Consider the following 16,004-nt stretch of genomic DNA (forward strand, 5'->3'; position numbering starts at 1 on the left):
TAATTGTTGAATGAATAATTAATTATTGACGCTTCAACTATTAATAATTAATTATTAACTATTAATTATTAATTATTCGGTAATATTTTATCGTAGAAATTTGGTCTCCAAAACCTAGCAAAAATGGGATTTGGAAACTAAGCCCCTACAGTTTTTTTCACAAATTATTTCATATTTCTATCATTATCTCTTCTGTAATAGAAGGATTGACTAAAAGGAATTTTTTTCTTTTTTCTCCATAAATAGAGAGTAAGCATTCAGCTATTAGCAATCAGCAATCAACAATAAAAATTAACCTAAATAGCTAAAGTATAGCTGATGATTTTGCTTTGATCCAGACTTTTAATTCTTGCACTACCTCAATCCTAATTCCTCCTCCCAATACAACAAACAAGGAACGCTGAAAGAGGCAAGCTGACGGCTGAATGCTTACAATAGAGAAGCTTTATACCTTAATTTTTCGGTAATGGCGATCGCTATATTTATAACTTTCTAATAATTTCATTTTACCACAACAGTATTACATCATAAAGCTATCCCTACAAGATTGATAAATATCATCACTAAATTCAAGATAACTCCAATAAAATTTGTAATTATATATCTTCCTAATATTTAGTTAATCTATCAATTAACCTAAATTTAAACAACGCTTTAACTAAATTTAAACAACGCTTTAACTAAATTTAAACCAATGATAAACCAAAGATAAATTGTTATAGATAAACTTCTGGAGGCAGTATTAAAAAAACTAATTACACAAACATAATTTAGGTCAAAAATACTGCTAGCAATAGATTCAAAATCCATATCTACTACTTCTCATTAAGAGAAGCTCTAGAAAAAATTTTATGTCCAGACTGACTCGCAGAAAACTATTAATGTTCTTCGGATGTAGCGCAGCAGCTACAGCACTATCACCAAAAATTGGTAATTTTTTGGGTTCCGAAGTAGCTCAAGCTCAAACTGGAGGTTTGAGTTTCACACCTCTGAAATTGGCACATCCTTTAGAAGCTTATGAAAATAGCCCTAGCTTCGTACCTTTAGGAATTGGTGGAACAGGAAATACCAGAGGAAATACGATAGGAGCTGGTGTAGATGTAGCACTACAATCCTATCAATACTTTGATGATGTAATAGTACCCCCCGAATATGAAAGATATGTAATTGTTGGTTGGGGCGATCGCGTATTTCCCAACCCAGAAGAATACTTCGGTTATAACTGCGACTATGTAAGCTTTATCCCTATTAATGGTAATCCTGATGATGGATACCTATGGGTTAACCACGAGTATGTCTCCTATCCAATGTCACCATTATTAGCACGCGATGAAGACCTAGCTCCTTTCCCCACTACAGACCAACTTGTACTAGGTTTAGATTTATCTCAAGAAGGCACTTTCACCCGTGGGGAATTTGCTTATAACCAAGGTGGATCTATTGTCAGAATTAGAAAAGATGGTAATGGTCGTTATGCTTCTGTAGCAGATGATGCTAATCGTCGAATACATCTATTATCTGGACTAGGAATTAACTCTGAACGTTCAGATGGTTATCAAAGCGTTACGTCCTGGGGTACAGCTAGCTATCAGACTGGAGACCAAAACTTCTTAATAGGTACTGGACCTGCTGCTAGTGATGTATTTCCTCTAAGTTCTGATGGACTTGGTAATAGAATTATTGGTACAGCTTTCAATTGTTCTGGTGGTACAACTCCTTGGGGTACAATATTGACTGCTGAAGAAAACTTCCAAGGCAGTGTTACAGAAAGTGTATTACCTAATGGTACTCAAACTGGGTATGATGATGAAGGGATAGGTTTAATCTTTGGTTTAGTTGGTGAAAAGTATGGCTGGATGGTAGAAATTTCTCCAGCAGACCCAAGTTTCCAAAACAGGAAACATACAGCTTTAGGTCGTTTCCGCCATGAAAATATTGCCTTCCGAGTTGAAGCAGGTAGACCATTAGTAGCTTATATGGGAGATGACCGTCGTGGTGGTCATACATGGAAATTTGTTAGTGATGGTATTGTTTCTAATCCTACCGATCCAAGCAACAGCATATTATTTGACAGCGGAACCCTCTATGCTGCACGATTAAATCCTGATGGGAGTGGTCAATGGATTCCATTAGTTCCTGGTNTTTCCGCCATGAAAATATTGCCTTCCGAGTTGAAGCAGGTAGACCATTAGTAGCTTATATGGGAGATGACCGTCGTGGTGGTCATACATGGAAATTTGTTAGTGATGGTATTGTTTCTAATCCTACCGATCCAAGCAACAGCATATTATTTGACAGCGGAACCCTCTATGCTGCACGATTAAATCCTGATGGGAGTGGTCAATGGATTCCATTAGTTCCTGGTACACCTACCAATCCTATATTACCAAGCGAACTTGCTGAAGCTGAATTAAATGCTTTTGGTGAAGCTCAAAGAGATGGTCGTATTCGTCTACCTCAACGTGCTGGTATTGCTGGAGCAGAAGAAAATGGTGGTTCTTTCATCGTAGACCTGACTAATGAAGGTGTACTATCTCAATATCAAGGCCAAACTCTAGCAGATTTTTATCCTAACCAAGGTGCGATTTTAGTTGATGCTTTCTTAGCTGCTAACTTAGTAGGTGCTACTCCAACTGCTCGTCCTGAAGACGTGGAAGTTCATCCTGGTGATGGTAGTGTATTTATCGCCTATACAGATGGTGGACCAGGTGGAGATGGATATCCAGACTCCAGAATCTTTGTTGTTAGTAAATACTTTGCAGATGTTGATGCTATTCAATCTTTTGGCGGTATATACCGAATCATTGAAACCAACAGCGATGCGACAAGTCTCACCTTTAGTTGGTCAGTTTTTGAGCAGAGTGGAGAAGATGGTGCCATCAATGGTGCAGGTTTTGCTAATGTAGATAACCTAGAAATTGATACTCTGGGTAATATATGGGGCGTAACAGATATGTCTACCAGTAGTCATAATGGTTTTAATACNTTCAATCTTTTGGCGGTATATACCGAATCATTGAAACCAACAGCGATGCGACAAGTCTCACCTTTAGTTGGTCAGTTTTTGAGCAGAGTGGAGAAGATGGTGCCATCAATGGTGCAGGTTTTGCTAATGTAGATAACCTAGAAATTGATACTCTGGGTAATATATGGGGCGTAACAGATATGTCTACCAGTAGTCATAATGGTTTTAATACTGGTGTTGCTGGAGAGGTAAGAGAGATCGACCACACTCAAACTGGAAGTGTTGGTAACTTGAGAGGAACATTTGGTAACAACTGGTTGTTCTACATTCCTGTTGTTGGACCAAATGCTGGCTTAGTTGTACCTTTTGCTTATGGTCCACCTCGTTGCGAAATTACTGGACCATACTTTATCAGAAATAGTGGTGTAGATGAAACTCTACTATTAGCTGTACAACACCCTGGAGAAAGTTCACCTATTGGGGATGGAGTTCTACTAGGTCGGGATATTGAGATGTTAAATTTAGATGGCACTCTCTTTACTCAACAGCGAAGTGTACCTCGTGGTAGTAATTGGCCTAGTAATACAGGATATGTAGGTAATCCTGGAGGCAGTTTTAATGGGTTACTACCCCCAAGACCTTCTGTAATTGGTGTTACTCGTAGAGACGGTGGTGCGTTTGTTTGACATACTCCCGACGTTACCCTTACGGGACAACGCGGGATTCTTCAGTCTGGGAAACCCTGACCGCTGTTTAGACAGAGGTGATGTCNCTTATGAAGGTATCCAAATCTTGGCCCTGGCTTTCATCCCGACGCTCCCCTCCGGGAGAGCGCGGGACTTCCCGCCAGGGAAGTTAAAATTTAATATTACAATAACCACTCTACATAGTAGGGGTTAACGGCCGTTAACCCCTACAAATTTTATAGATTCCACCTTTTGCTTAAGTGTTAATCTATGATTTCTCCTTAACTTCTTCTTTTATTGGTAAAGGAAGTTGAGCAAAATCTGGTAATCTTACTAGCTCTTTTTCCTTCTCTTTAATTGCCATTGGTAAACGTAAAGGTTCTGGTGTTTCTTCAATCAGATGACCAGCTACAGGTAATGTTCTTTCCAAATCATCCAACGGTCTAGGAATAACCATCACAGCATTTAGCTCTCCAATTCTTTCAGCTTCGTGCATTCCAGCTTCTACAGCTACCGCCACATTAGAAACCGAACCCCGAACAATAGCAGTACACAAACCTGCACCTGTAGTTTCATAGGAAGTTAACTGTACATCAGCAGATTTCAGCATAGCGTCACAAGCTCCCACCATTGCCGGAAAACCTCTAGTCTCTATCAGACCAACTGCCTTATTTCTAAACTCAGCAGAAACCCTACCTTGAGATAGTCTAAATAAAAGACTGCCAATAGGTAATACAACCTCTAAATTAGGTAAAGGTCGAGGAATGACAGTCTTAGAAATAAGTTGTCCAAATTTTTCGGCTGTTTCTGCTCCAGACTCTACTGCTATACGAACATCTGCTATACCACCACGAACTACCGCCGTACAATATCCACTACCAATTTTTTCATACCCTACCAACATTACGCCAGATGACTTCAGCATCATGTCAGCAGTACCAACTATGGCCGGAAAACTTCGAGTTGTTACTAAACCAAGAGCAGCATCTCCAAACTTGATTGGGGATTCAATAGAGTCTAGCTTATAATCATTGTGGGTTTGTATTTTCATTTTCTACCTCTTTACTTCGGCGTAGTAGTTAACCCACCTAACTCTCTCCAACATTCTAGCTGATGGTCTTTAGGGCTACTTTGAGAATTTTTTATATGAACAGGAATTAGGCAAAATATTAAATTATACACCATCTGTAGGGGTGATGTCCTACGCAATGCTGCCTCTTCCAGAGGATCTGCGCTAATGCTAACGCGAATCACCCCTACTAAATATGTCGGTTCTGCGTAAGTCCTGATGAAATTAAAAATATAAACTGGTTTAGTTAACCTATAATTAGAGTGAAAATTCTCACCAGTGTGAGTTTTCAAAATTAAGAAGTTAATTTTTAGAAATTATTAATTACTTTTTGTCCCTAAAAGATAGAAAGTTTTTTTAGGTATGTCTCTACTTAATTTTAGATTATATTATATTTTGAGAACTTACGCAAAGACCATGTATATAGCGTTCAAAACTATAACGTNATTACTTTTTGTCCCTAAAAGATAGAAAGTTTTTTTAGGTATGTCTCTACTTAATTTTAGATTATATTATATTTTGAGAACTTACGCAAAGACCATGTATATAGCGTTCAAAACTATAACGTTATAGTTTCTTGACTCTATATATAGTACCTCTCCGTAAGTCCTGATTTTATTTATAACGATCAAGTTATCTACTACTACCAAATAAGTGTGTTCTTGTCAAACAGAAATTTTCTGTTTATCTGCTAAAAACTTCAGTAGTGCCAAAATTTAGTATCAAGTCTGGGTAAGAAAATATTTTTAGTCTTCATCATCAGGATGAGGACTCAAAGAATTTTTATGAGGAAATAAAGTCTTCATTATCTGGTTGACATACTCCTTACCATAAATTTGAGGATCTATATTTGGAGATGCTTCTTCTTGTAATTGAGTATTAGCTTGTTCAGTTTCTGTGTCAGTTTCCTCTGAAGATGAAAAAGTATTTGCTGATTGTAATTTAGTATTAGCCTTTTCAGTTTCTATCTGATTTTCCTCTGAAGATGAAGAAGTATTTGCTGATTGTAATTCAGTATTAGCTTGTTCAGTTTCTGTCTGATTTTCTGTATGATTTTCCTCTGAAGATGAAAAAGTATTTGCTGATTTTAATTGAGTATTAGCTGGTTCAGTTTCTGTCTGATTTTCCTCTGAAGATGAAAAAGTATTTGTTGATTTTAATTGAGTATTAGCTGGTTCAGTTTCTGTCTGATTTTCCTCTGAAGATGAAGAAGTATTGGCTAAATTTGAACCATTATTATTTTCCTGGGTTTCATCTGAGGATAGATAACTTTGAGCTGACCCTTGATGAGGTAAAGATGTAGTAGAATTATCTAAAATTTGTCGTCCTGAATTGCCAATAATAGAAGCAGGTAATACAACCTTATCTACCTCCACATCTTCTTCTATAATAGTAGCCAAAGCTCCAACACAAGCATTAGCTCCAATCTTACTCTTACCAACTAATAAAACTCCCGAACCAATAGTAGCTCCCGATTCAATTTCGATATTGCCTTGGTAAGCATGAATAATAGCTCCCATACCAATACAAACCCCCGATCCAATAATAATCTGACAGTTATCAGCAGCTTGAATAATAACACCAGGGGCGATCGCCACACTTGGATCGATTTTTACATCACCACTAACAAAAGGCTCAATATTNTGGTAAGCATGAATAATAGCTCCCATACCAATACAAACCCCCGATCCAATAATAATCTGACAGTTATCAGCAGCTTGAATAATAACACCAGGGGCGATCGCCACACTTGGATCGATTTTTACATCACCACTAACAAAAGGCTCAATATTAGTTATATGTTGTAGTGGTGCCAACTGCATAAATACTCCTTTTTATAATAATCGTTTTCAGCATAAAATATTAGTTCATTAATTAATAATTGATAATTGATAATTACCTGTAGTTAAAACCGTAACGCAATTGAATATAAGAAAATCTCGGTATTGCGTCAAGGAAGTATGAGAGACCTCCGAACATTTGGAGGAATAATTGTACCTATAAGATAACAATGGCAACAAACCTTATGCCTTCTTAATAACTAAAATATTCGTAGGGGTTTGGTTTCCAAACCCATTCAACTGGACATGATATTACCGTTTACTGATGCACAACCAAAATCTCCTAGCACTTTTCTCTTTGTCGATTGGATATACAGCCGAAACGACCACTTTTTTTACCTTCAAAGGGAGAGCTAATCAAGCTAAATTATTTAATTAATAATTATTCGGCAATAAAAGTTAATTTAATCTAAATTTTCCAGAAGTAAATGAATATTATTTTGTAGTTGTAAAAGAGGAGGTTCATCAGGATTTTCATCCAAATCTTTAACTAACCAATATTCAATTTTATCAACCCATTCAGGAAACTTAGACTCCATTAAAGGACGATGAGCAACTTCATCAACAGCAATAACTTGATTAGCATTTTCTAAATCTGTTTGTTGAACTTGCATTGGTTCCCTCAAAGATACAGAATCAATCTGAATATCTAAAGACTTCAAAGCTTGAATAACCTCAGATGAAATAGCCCCCACATTACCAGATTCTGGATTAACATTCAAACCCCGCGAATCTGCTTCCCATTTTACCCCTTTTTTTGAGGCTAAATCATTGAAAAAATACTCACTAAATCTACTGCGATAATAATTACCCGTACAAAGAAAGAGAATTTTTTTCATAACTATTAATTATCGTTTTATCAAGCATGAGAAACTTGCAAATAAAACTTTTAATTATTGTGGCTAAGTTCCTAAAATATTAGGTCAAGCAGGAATTAGGTTGTAGGTTCTAGGTTATTGTTTTTAGGTAATATCATGTGCCCCCGGAGGGGGAGCTACGAATTGCGGATAATCACTTATAATAAAGTTTTTGTTTGTAGTATAGATATCAGCCCTAACTCTAGATAGTGCTAGCAGCTCTACTACGAAGCTCTAATTATAGTAACTATTGAATCGAACATAATATAACAATATTTTACCCAACATCTAATTTAAAGGTACATTTGTAACACAGACTTCCAGCCTGTAACAAGTCAGGATGCTTGTGTTACCAAAAATTTTGTACCTCACTAACTCCGAAATTACTGTAAAGACAAAGGTAAATTTGTAACACAGGCTTCCAGCCTGTAACAAGCATCCTGCTTGTGTTACCAAAAATTTTGTACCTCACTAACTCCGAAATTGCTGTAAACACCTAATAACCTACATAATTGGGTTGAAAACCAACTATCTTCATAGTGTCTAGAAAAAGGTGCTAAGTCTTAGATTACTCATCTAACACCTAACACCTGCTTCAATTAGTTCTTACCGTTAGGTTGCTGAATAATCATTTCTAAAACACGGCGTTTCGCTTTAGGATCAATACCAATCAAGCGGACATATTCTCCCGCATGTTGAGCCAAACTTTCCTCAAGCACTGGGAAAACATCAGCCTCCCGTTTAGCATCTATTTGAGTATCAGTTTTCCAAGAGCTGGTGCGGAAACGACGTTGGTCAGCATATTCAGTACCAATTTTATAACCACCCGCAATCAAAGAGCGAATTTGTTCAACTGCTTCTTGATTTAACTTATTTGTTGCAGCAGAATTTGTTACACTACTATAAACAGGAGCTGAGTGAGAATTACCATTATTACCTACTCCATTTCCATTAGAAGTAGCTTTAAGAGGAGCAAATCCTTGACCCTTACCATTTGGCTGTTGAATCACAGTTTCCAGCACTCGACGTTTCGCATTAGTATCAACACCAATTAAACGTACATACTCCCCACTATATTCTGCCAAAGCTTGTTCTAGTTCAGCTATTGCTTGAGAGGGATTAGTAGCAGAAATAGGAGCGCCACTCATCCAGGAGCTAGTCTTAAAGCGACGTTCATTAGCGTGTTCTAAACTAATCCGATATCCTTGATTAAATAATGAACGTACTTGGTCTACAACTGCCTGACTTAAACCAGTATTAACTGCTGCACCTTTCCTAGAGACAGGAGCTTGATAACTTGGAGAAGTAGATACAGATTTTTGAATAGAGCGATCGCCTGGTTTTTGAATTAAAATTTCCGCAACACGACGTCTAACATTAGGATCGACACCTATTAAACGTACATATTCACCACTGTGTTCTGCCAAAAATCCTTCTAGAGCAGCCAAACTTTCCATTGTCGGACCGTTTTGCCAAGAGCTAGTTTTAAAACGACGTTCATTAGCATACTCTGTACCAATCTTGCATCCTTGAGACATCANCGATCGCCTGGTTTTTGAATTAAAATTTCCGCAACACGACGTCTAACATTAGGATCGACACCTATTAAACGTACATATTCACCACTGTGTTCTGCCAAAAATCCTTCTAGAGCAGCCAAACTTTCCATTGTCGGACCGTTTTGCCAAGAGCTAGTTTTAAAACGACGTTCATTAGCATACTCTGTACCAATCTTGCATCCTTGAGACATCAAAGAATTAACTTGGTTTACTACTTCTGGAGTTAAACCTGTAGTACCATTGGCAGCAGTAGTAGTTTGAACCCTAGCAGCAGCAGGAACACTGTAGCCACCAGTAGTTGATTTTTGAGCAACTTTTTTGCCATCAGGACGTTGAATCATAATTGGAGATATGCGACGTTTCGCTTTAGGATCTATACCAAACATCCGCACATACTCCGCAGCGTGTTCTGCTATACAACCTTCTAGAGCTGCTACTATTTCTGAAGAGTTAGTGCTTTCAATTGGAGAACAAGTCTTCCAAGAACCTGTTTTAAAATGACGGGCGTCAGCGTGTTCTGTACCAACATAATATCCTTGGGATACTAGCTGCTTTACATGATTTACTACTTCTGGAGTCAATGTACCAGTTCCTACTGAAGAGCCGTTACCGTTACCATTTGTGTAATTAATGTTCATTTCATTTCTAATAGGGGTAATGCAAGACATCTTTTTCGCGCACAGATAACCTTGTCGTAAAGATTCGTTAATTCCTACCACATGATGGGCAAATTCCATATCATCCGGTAGTACATCTGGCAAACGATCTGCTTGCTGTTGATTTGTAATAATTGCTCCTGAAGGCACATATTTACCAGGAGCAATTTCTACATCTTGGATCAGAGCGTGGAGCATAATAATACACCCTTCACCAATGCGGGCGTTGAAAACTGTAGAACGAAAGCCGATAAAACAGTCATCACCGATGTAGCAAGGACCATGAACTAAAGCTTTATGAGTGATAGAAACATTTTTACCTATCCACACAGAATACTGTTGTTGGTCATCACCTATGACTCGTCCTTGTTCTAAACCGTGGATAACTACTCCATCTTGGATATTACTGCCCGCTCCAATATAGAATGGAGTACCTTCATCAGCACGAATTGAGGTGCCAGGGGCTACTAATACATTAGCTCCAATACGGACATCTCCAATAATATTGGAAAAGGAATGAATATAATCTGTGTCATCAATCTTTGGCTGCGCCAAGTCTTTTGACCAGGGGGTAGGTGGAGCTGGTTGATTGCGTTGTGGCATCTATTTTTTCCTCTCTCAGTTAAATGTTGGGTGTTGGTTATTTGGTAAATTTCTTGTTGTTAATAGTTCAACATCCAACAGTTCAACAGTTTGATAGTGGACTATTCAACGATATTGGTCTTTTTTACCATAGATCATGCGATTGTCCACAGTTATTGTGTCAATAATAGCTACTACTCTGGCATCTACAGGAAGTTGTTCGCCCCCAGGCACTTCACGAGCTGCTCCACCACGGCTAACCAAAACCCATTCATCTATTCCTGCACCGACATTATCGGCAGCTACTTCATACTTGGGCAGTGGATGGCCTTCTTCGTCTATAAATTGCAGCAGAAGTAGTTTTGTTCCTCTTAAGTTAGGCTCTTTCTGGGTGCTGACAACGGTGCCACGAACTTTGGCAATTTGCATGATCTGTTTTAATTACATGATTTCAGATTTTAGATTTTATAGTTTTACCTGAACAAAGTTTTTAAGCTTACCAATAGTAATGTTTGTGAGTTCATCCTGCTTGATAAAACCGATCTAAAACCTCACAATTAGTAACATTTTAATGTGTACGGACGTTGCATGCAACGTCCCTGCTTATACGGTAACAGTCGCCAGCACAACCTCCACAGGCATTTTTATGTCGGCGACAGCCGAAACAGTTAAGGCAACCAAACTCCTTCTAGGTCTTAGGGCATCTTTTTCAGTTGAATCTCAAATCTACCATCTGAAATCTATTTACTTCTATGGTCTACGGATTCCAGTGGTACTATCGCGAAACTGCTCTACCTCTTCAGTATAACGAATAGGCAGAACATACTCTAGGTTTTCATGGGGACGAGCAATGATATGAGTTGACATAACTTGGNCAACCAAACTCCTTCTAGGTCTTAGGGCATCTTTTTCAGTTGAATCTCAAATCTACCATCTGAAATCTATTTACTTCTATGGTCTACGGATTCCAGTGGTACTATCGCGAAACTGCTCTACCTCTTCAGTATAACGAATAGGCAGAACATACTCTAGGTTTTCATGGGGACGAGCAATGATATGAGTTGACATAACTTGGCCTCCATTCACCTTTCTGACGTTATCAACTCCTGCTCCTACTGAAGCTTGTACTTCTGATACATCTCCGCGAATAATAACTGTTACGCGACCACTACCAATTTTTTCATAGCCAACAAGGGTAACTCGTGCAGCTTTCACCATTGCATCTGCTGCTTCTACAACTGCTGGAAAGCCTAGGGTTTCTACCATCCCAACGGCAATTGACATTATCTTTACTCCGTGATATTATTTTACAGATTCTTTTACCAATGAATAATTGATAATTGATAATTGAGAATTAATCCGCAAAGGTTTAAAGCCTTATATTTCAAGAGAAAAAAGAAATAATCTTTCCTTATATTCAATTCCGTTACGGTTTTCCTTGAAGTAATTATCCATTATTCATTGTCCATTATCAATTAATGAATTTCTAGTCTATATCTTGACTTTTATTGACTAATAGCCAGACTAAATTCGAGGAAATTCTAAGCTGATACTACACAACGAGATATATCCAAGTTGCTTACTCTCTTCTTACAAGTCAAAATACCCGTATACAGTCGGCTTCGGTCTCAACCTAGCTTTCTGCCTACTTTTCTGATAATTTTTTTAGTCCCTCTAGTTTCATCTACCTAAATTCGTCTCGAAATTTTTCCCAGAGTGGGCAATCTCTTTTATTAATTAATAATGGATAATTACCTCTGGTTTTACCCTTGAGAATTGAAGATAAGAAAATCACAATTTCTTTTTTTCTCCTTAAAAGGAGAGGCAATAAAGCCGAATTGATTAATTATCAATTATCAATTATCAATTAGTAATGATTGCCCTCAAACTTTAGGGTAAACTTCTTTTTTCTACTAGCAAATCAAAGCATCGTCCTAAAGTTTGGGAAAATCAATCAGCTTAGCGCCAAATATTTAAGACAAATTCCCGCAACTCAAATTAATAAGTTCGGAACTGATCGACTTCTTCGGTATATCGAATTGGCAAGACATACTCCAAGTTTTCGTGGGGACGAGCAATGATATGAGTTGATACTACCTCACCACCATCAACTCTTTTAGCTGACTCTATTCCTGCCGCAACAGAAGCTTGTACTTCCGAGACATCTCCTCGGACAATTACTGTTACACGAGCGCTACCTATTTTTTCATAACCCACTAGGGTAACTCTAGCTGCTTTAACCATCGCATCAGCAGCTTCTACTACTGCTGGAAACCCTCTAGTTTCAATCATTCCCACAGCAATTGGCATTCTTTTCTCTCCTATTGACAGAAGTTAACTTAAGCATTGAGGCCAGTATTGTCTCTAGATAGCTTTGCAGGGAATTCCCATTTTTACAATCAAAATCTATCAAATGCTATAGTTTCAGCATAGAGAAACATGGCATCGTTGACAATAGCAACTATCATCATAATTCATAATTGCAGCGATTTAGAAAAATAAATTCTTTACCATTGAATTTCTTATAGTTAATGGTGAATTCAGCGATCCTCAGCTCCCAGGTATCAATCCTAAATTTTTTTTTATTACTTTTGGCTCAATCCCCTATCAGCAGGAAAAACAAGTATATATACTTNTTTATTCTTAATACTGAAGGTCAAGAAATATAATGTTCGAGTTTCTCATTCAATATTTTTGGTGCATACCTCTTTATGGCTTAGTTGGAGCAATTTTAACTTTGCCATGGTCAATAGGAATAATCAAACGTACTGGGCCACGGCCAGCAGCTTATTTTAATCTATTGATGACCCTATTGGCCTTAATTCATGGCTCCATTATCTATCAAGCTATCTCGAATCAGGCACCACGAGAAATAATATTCAACTGGCTAGAGACTGGAGAATTAAACCTATCCTTTGCCTTCAATATCTCATCAATAACTATTGGGGCAATGGATGTTGTTATAGCCCTGTGTTTAGTGGCCCAAGTTTATGCTTTGGGATATCTAGAAAAGGATTGGGCATTAGCTAGGTTTTTTGGACTAATGGGATTTTTTGAGGCAGCAATAAGTAGCTTAACAATTAGCGACTCTTTATTTGTTTCNGAATTAAACCTATCCTTTGCCTTCAATATCTCATCAATAACTATTGGGGCAATGGATGTTGTTATAGCCCTGTGTTTAGTGGCCCAAGTTTATGCTTTGGGATATCTAGAAAAGGATTGGGCATTAGCTAGGTTTTTTGGACTAATGGGATTTTTTGAGGCAGCAATAAGTAGCTTAACAATTAGCGACTCTTTATTTGTTTCCTATGCTTTGCTAGAAATGCTAACTGTTTGTACCTATTTATTAGTTGGTTTTTGGTATGCTCAACCATTAGTAGTAACAGCAGCAAGAGATGCCTTTTTAACGAAGCGGGTAGGAGATGTTTTGCTACTCATGGGAGTAGTTGCTATTTCAGCTTTGGCTGGAAGTATGAATTTTACAGATCTATATGAATGGGCTGAAAGAGTAGAACTTTCTCCCATAACGGCTAATTTATTAGGCTTGGCTCTAATTGCTGGGCCAGTAGGTAAATGCGCTCAATTTCCTTTGCACTTATGGTTGGATGAAGCGATGGAGGGTCCAAACCCGGCTTCTATTTTGCGAAATACTGTGGTAGTTTCTATTGGAGCTTATCTACTGATCCAAATGCAGCCGATTTTAATTATTGCTCCCATAGCTCTAGATGCATTAGTAGCTATTGGAACTGTAACTGCAATTGGAGCTTCTTTAGTTGCTCTGGCTCAAATCGATCTTAAGCGTGCTTTATGTCATTCTACAAGTGCTTACTTAGGATTAGTTTTCATTGCTGTTGGAACACAATGGACCACTTTTGGCTTGCTATTACTGTTGGCACATTCTATATCTAAAGCTCTATTATTCATGAGTGCTGGCGGTGTAATTTCGACTATTATTAGTCAAGACCTCAGAGAAATGGGGGGATTATGGTCTCGAATGCCTGCAACTACTACTTCTTTCTTAGTAGGAAGTGCAGGTTTAGTGGGATTATTACCTTTAGGTGGTTTTTGGGCGTTGCGAGAAGGTTTAGATGTTTTTTGGATTATAGATCCTTGGGTAGTACCTGTCATCTTATTTGTTAACTTCCTAACTGCTTTAAATCTAACTCGTGTATTTCGTTTGATATTTTTAGGTGAACCTCAACCTAAAACTAGACGGACACCAGAAGTTATCTGGCTTATGGCTGTACCGATGGTATCCTTAATTATTGTCACTCTGTTAACTCCGATAATTATGGAACGGTTATCACTTTTACCTGATTGGGGTTATCTGAATTTAGCTGTTGTTGTTTTATTAGTAACATCTGGTTTATTAGGTGTGATTCTAGGTAGCACTATGGAGTTAGGTAGAACTTGGTCTAGACCAATACAAGCTCCTTTGCGTTTTGCTCAAGACTTTTTTGGTTATGACTTTTATGTGGCTCGCCTCTACAATTTAACTGTGGTTTTTGCAGTTAGTCAACTCTCAAAGTTAAGTGCTTGGATTGACCGTTATATCGTTGATGGAGTGGTTAATTTGGTTGGTTTGGCAACTATTTTTAGTGGTCAAGGTTTAAAATATGCGGTCTCAGGTAAAGTTCAATCTTATATTCTTACTATTATACTCGGAATTGGTGTCTTAGGAATGTTGGTGCTTTGGTTGATTGATTTCAGGTTTTAAATATTTAGGAATCATGTAAAAATAACTTAAACAGTTTTTCTGATGGAAGCTAGATTTCACAATTCATTCCAGGTAAAATTTGTACAACTTATTTTTACATGAGTCCTAACAGCGATCGCCAAATAGATTGAAAAAATTTCCCAAACCAAGATAGGATAATGATACCTAAGGGGTTTAGACAGAAGCTTTATTACGAAGGTAAGACAGAATGCAAAATGGCTAGAGAGTAATTTGAAAAAGGTACTTTTGATAACCAGATTTAGTATGACTCCTGACTCCTGAGTCCTCCCTAATTATAACTATTCAACCGGAAATAATATAATATAATTACTACCGTCTGTAGGGGCTTTCTCGCCGGAAAGCCCCTACAGTAGTTATCTTAGGGTTTGCGCTCAAAAGTCTTTTTTAAGGAGTAGGGGAGCGGGGGAGTAGGGGAGTAGGGGTAGGGAGGTTGCATGCAACGTCCCTACGGGAGTAATTTTTTGGCTACTCTCTTGCTCAAAATGCGCTCCTTTTTGATTTTTCGGGAACCGTGCATAAAGAGCTGAAAAATAGGTACTTTTTCCAGACCTAAAAAGACTAAAACCTTTATCTGTAAATGCTTTGATATTTAATCAGCAAGCCCTATCTTATACCGTTTCTCAAAAATCTTGCTATATTTGATTGGGTGGGGAAGTGTCGGACCCACCCCTAACCCATCCCAGGAGGGGAAGTGTAGGAGGTGAGGGGAGAGTTAAAAGTAGGAATAATAATTACTGACCAACTAATAATTGTCAAAAATAGACTTTGAATATTGGTAACTATTTGACTGTTGAAATACACCATAGCATTACTTTTGGTAATTGGTATTATTCCTCAATAGACATCTCCAATAATCAAAAAGAAAATTAATTATCGTACATAAATCATCAATTATTTTTCCCTCTTCCCTCTTTTCCGGATATTCTAATACTGAATTATATAGGAACAGTTTTTTTCAGGAGATATAGCAAACTTTTTGAGATTTGGTATAACTCCTGTAATATCAACTATTTTGTCGGAATTTCCCTGGAGATGATGATGCTAAACTTAT

11 protein-coding genes and 5 pseudogenes are annotated in these 16,004 nt (G+C 37.7%); 5 read left to right on the forward strand and 11 right to left on the reverse strand.

Features of this window, described 5'->3' with window-relative positions:
• Positions 1–654 precede the first annotated feature (654 nt).
• Positions 655–810: a hypothetical protein gene (locus AFK68_RS37685; protein ID WP_168186740.1), complete on the reverse strand. Its 156-nt coding sequence runs from the start codon at positions 808–810 to the stop codon at positions 655–657.
• Positions 811–851: 41 nt separating this feature from the next.
• On the opposite strand from AFK68_RS37685, the gene AFK68_RS31855 reads away from it, so the two are divergent.
• The 3 genes from AFK68_RS31855 to AFK68_RS31865 form a co-directional block, all read left to right on the forward strand.
• The coding region (locus AFK68_RS31855) for a PhoX family phosphatase (protein ID WP_143438510.1) at positions 852–2,141 on the forward strand (1,290 nt) is incomplete at its 3' end.
• Positions 2,142–2,200: 59 nt separating this feature from the next.
• The coding region (locus tag AFK68_RS31860) for a PhoX family phosphatase (RefSeq protein WP_246844586.1) at positions 2,201–2,985 on the forward strand (785 nt) is incomplete at its 3' end.
• 30 nt (positions 2,986–3,015) lie between these two features.
• Positions 3,016–3,651, forward strand: a complete 636-nt coding sequence (locus tag AFK68_RS31865; protein ID WP_246844587.1) for an alkaline phosphatase PhoX — start codon at positions 3,016–3,018, stop codon at positions 3,649–3,651.
• A gap of 268 nt (positions 3,652–3,919) precedes the next feature.
• Here the strand turns inward: AFK68_RS31865 and AFK68_RS31870 are convergent, their stop codons facing one another.
• From AFK68_RS31870 to AFK68_RS31910, 10 genes and pseudogenes are all read right to left on the reverse strand, one after another.
• Positions 3,920–4,702 carry a carbon dioxide-concentrating mechanism protein CcmK gene (locus AFK68_RS31870; RefSeq protein WP_094678163.1) on the reverse strand — a complete coding sequence of 261 codons (783 nt, stop codon included), beginning with the start codon at positions 4,700–4,702 and terminating at the stop codon, positions 3,920–3,922.
• A gap of 11 nt (positions 4,703–4,713) precedes the next feature.
• Entirely contained in the window at positions 4,714–5,013 is a 300-nt protein-coding gene (locus AFK68_RS35905; RefSeq protein WP_143438509.1) for a hypothetical protein, read from the reverse strand.
• Between the two features lie 453 nt (positions 5,014–5,466).
• Positions 5,467–6,363: pseudogene (locus AFK68_RS31875) on the reverse strand (hypothetical protein); the annotation flags it as partial.
• 602 nt (positions 6,364–6,965) lie between these two features.
• Entirely contained in the window at positions 6,966–7,400 is a 435-nt protein-coding gene (locus AFK68_RS31880) for a low molecular weight phosphatase family protein (protein ID WP_094678167.1), read from the reverse strand.
• 617 nt (positions 7,401–8,017) lie between these two features.
• On the reverse strand, positions 8,018–8,958 hold a 941-nt coding region (locus AFK68_RS42990), incomplete at its 5' end, for a ribulose bisphosphate carboxylase small subunit (protein WP_094678169.1).
• Position 8,959: 1 nt separating this feature from the next.
• Positions 8,960–10,236: pseudogene (locus AFK68_RS42995) on the reverse strand (ribulose bisphosphate carboxylase small subunit); the annotation flags it as partial.
• 105 nt (positions 10,237–10,341) lie between these two features.
• The gene (locus AFK68_RS31895) at positions 10,342–10,644 is read right to left on the reverse strand and encodes a EutN/CcmL family microcompartment protein (protein WP_094678173.1); all 303 of its coding nucleotides are present in this window, start codon (positions 10,642–10,644) and stop codon (positions 10,342–10,344) included.
• 321 nt (positions 10,645–10,965) lie between these two features.
• Positions 10,966–11,089 (reverse strand): annotated as a pseudogene (locus AFK68_RS43000) (carbon dioxide-concentrating protein CcmK); the annotation flags it as partial.
• A gap of 77 nt (positions 11,090–11,166) precedes the next feature.
• Positions 11,167–11,499 carry a carbon dioxide-concentrating mechanism protein CcmK gene (locus tag AFK68_RS31905; RefSeq protein ID WP_094678175.1) on the reverse strand — a complete coding sequence of 111 codons (333 nt, stop codon included), beginning with the start codon at positions 11,497–11,499 and terminating at the stop codon, positions 11,167–11,169.
• Positions 11,500–12,213: 714 nt separating this feature from the next.
• Positions 12,214–12,525 carry a carbon dioxide-concentrating mechanism protein CcmK gene (locus tag AFK68_RS31910; RefSeq protein WP_094678177.1) on the reverse strand — a complete coding sequence of 104 codons (312 nt, stop codon included), beginning with the start codon at positions 12,523–12,525 and terminating at the stop codon, positions 12,214–12,216.
• Between the two features lie 493 nt (positions 12,526–13,018).
• Between AFK68_RS31910 and AFK68_RS47260 the strand changes: the two are divergent.
• Both AFK68_RS47260 and AFK68_RS31915 read left to right on the forward strand, forming a co-directional pair.
• Positions 13,019–13,317 (forward strand): annotated as a pseudogene (locus AFK68_RS47260) (NAD(P)H-quinone oxidoreductase subunit F); the annotation flags it as partial.
• A gap of 1 nt (position 13,318) precedes the next feature.
• Positions 13,319–14,932: pseudogene (locus AFK68_RS31915) on the forward strand (NAD(P)H-quinone oxidoreductase subunit F); the annotation flags it as partial.
• Between the last annotated feature and the right edge of the window lie 1,072 nt (positions 14,933–16,004).

It is taken from the genome of Hydrocoleum sp. CS-953, from assembly GCF_002260545.1.
In the GTDB taxonomy this organism is placed as follows: Bacteria; Cyanobacteriota; Cyanobacteriia; order Cyanobacteriales; family Microcoleaceae; genus Trichodesmium.

Bases quoted from the DNA above. Each gene is read 5' to 3' on its own strand.
- AFK68_RS37685 (WP_168186740.1), bottom strand. From the start codon at position 810: ATGGATTTTGAATCTATTGCTAGCAGTATTTTTGACCTAAATTATGTT.
- AFK68_RS31880 (WP_094678167.1), bottom strand. From the start codon at position 7,400: ATGAAAAAAATTCTCTTTCTTTGTACGGGTAATTATTATCGCAGTAGA.
- AFK68_RS31910 (WP_094678177.1), bottom strand. From the start codon at position 12,525: ATGCCAATTGCTGTGGGAATGATTGAAACTAGAGGGTTTCCAGCAGTA.
- AFK68_RS31905 (WP_094678175.1), bottom strand. From the start codon at position 11,499: ATGTCAATTGCCGTTGGGATGGTAGAAACCCTAGGCTTTCCAGCAGTT.
- AFK68_RS31870 (WP_094678163.1), bottom strand. From the start codon at position 4,702: ATGAAAATACAAACCCACAATGATTATAAGCTAGACTCTATTGAATCC.
- AFK68_RS31895 (WP_094678173.1), bottom strand. From the start codon at position 10,644: ATGCAAATTGCCAAAGTTCGTGGCACCGTTGTCAGCACCCAGAAAGAG.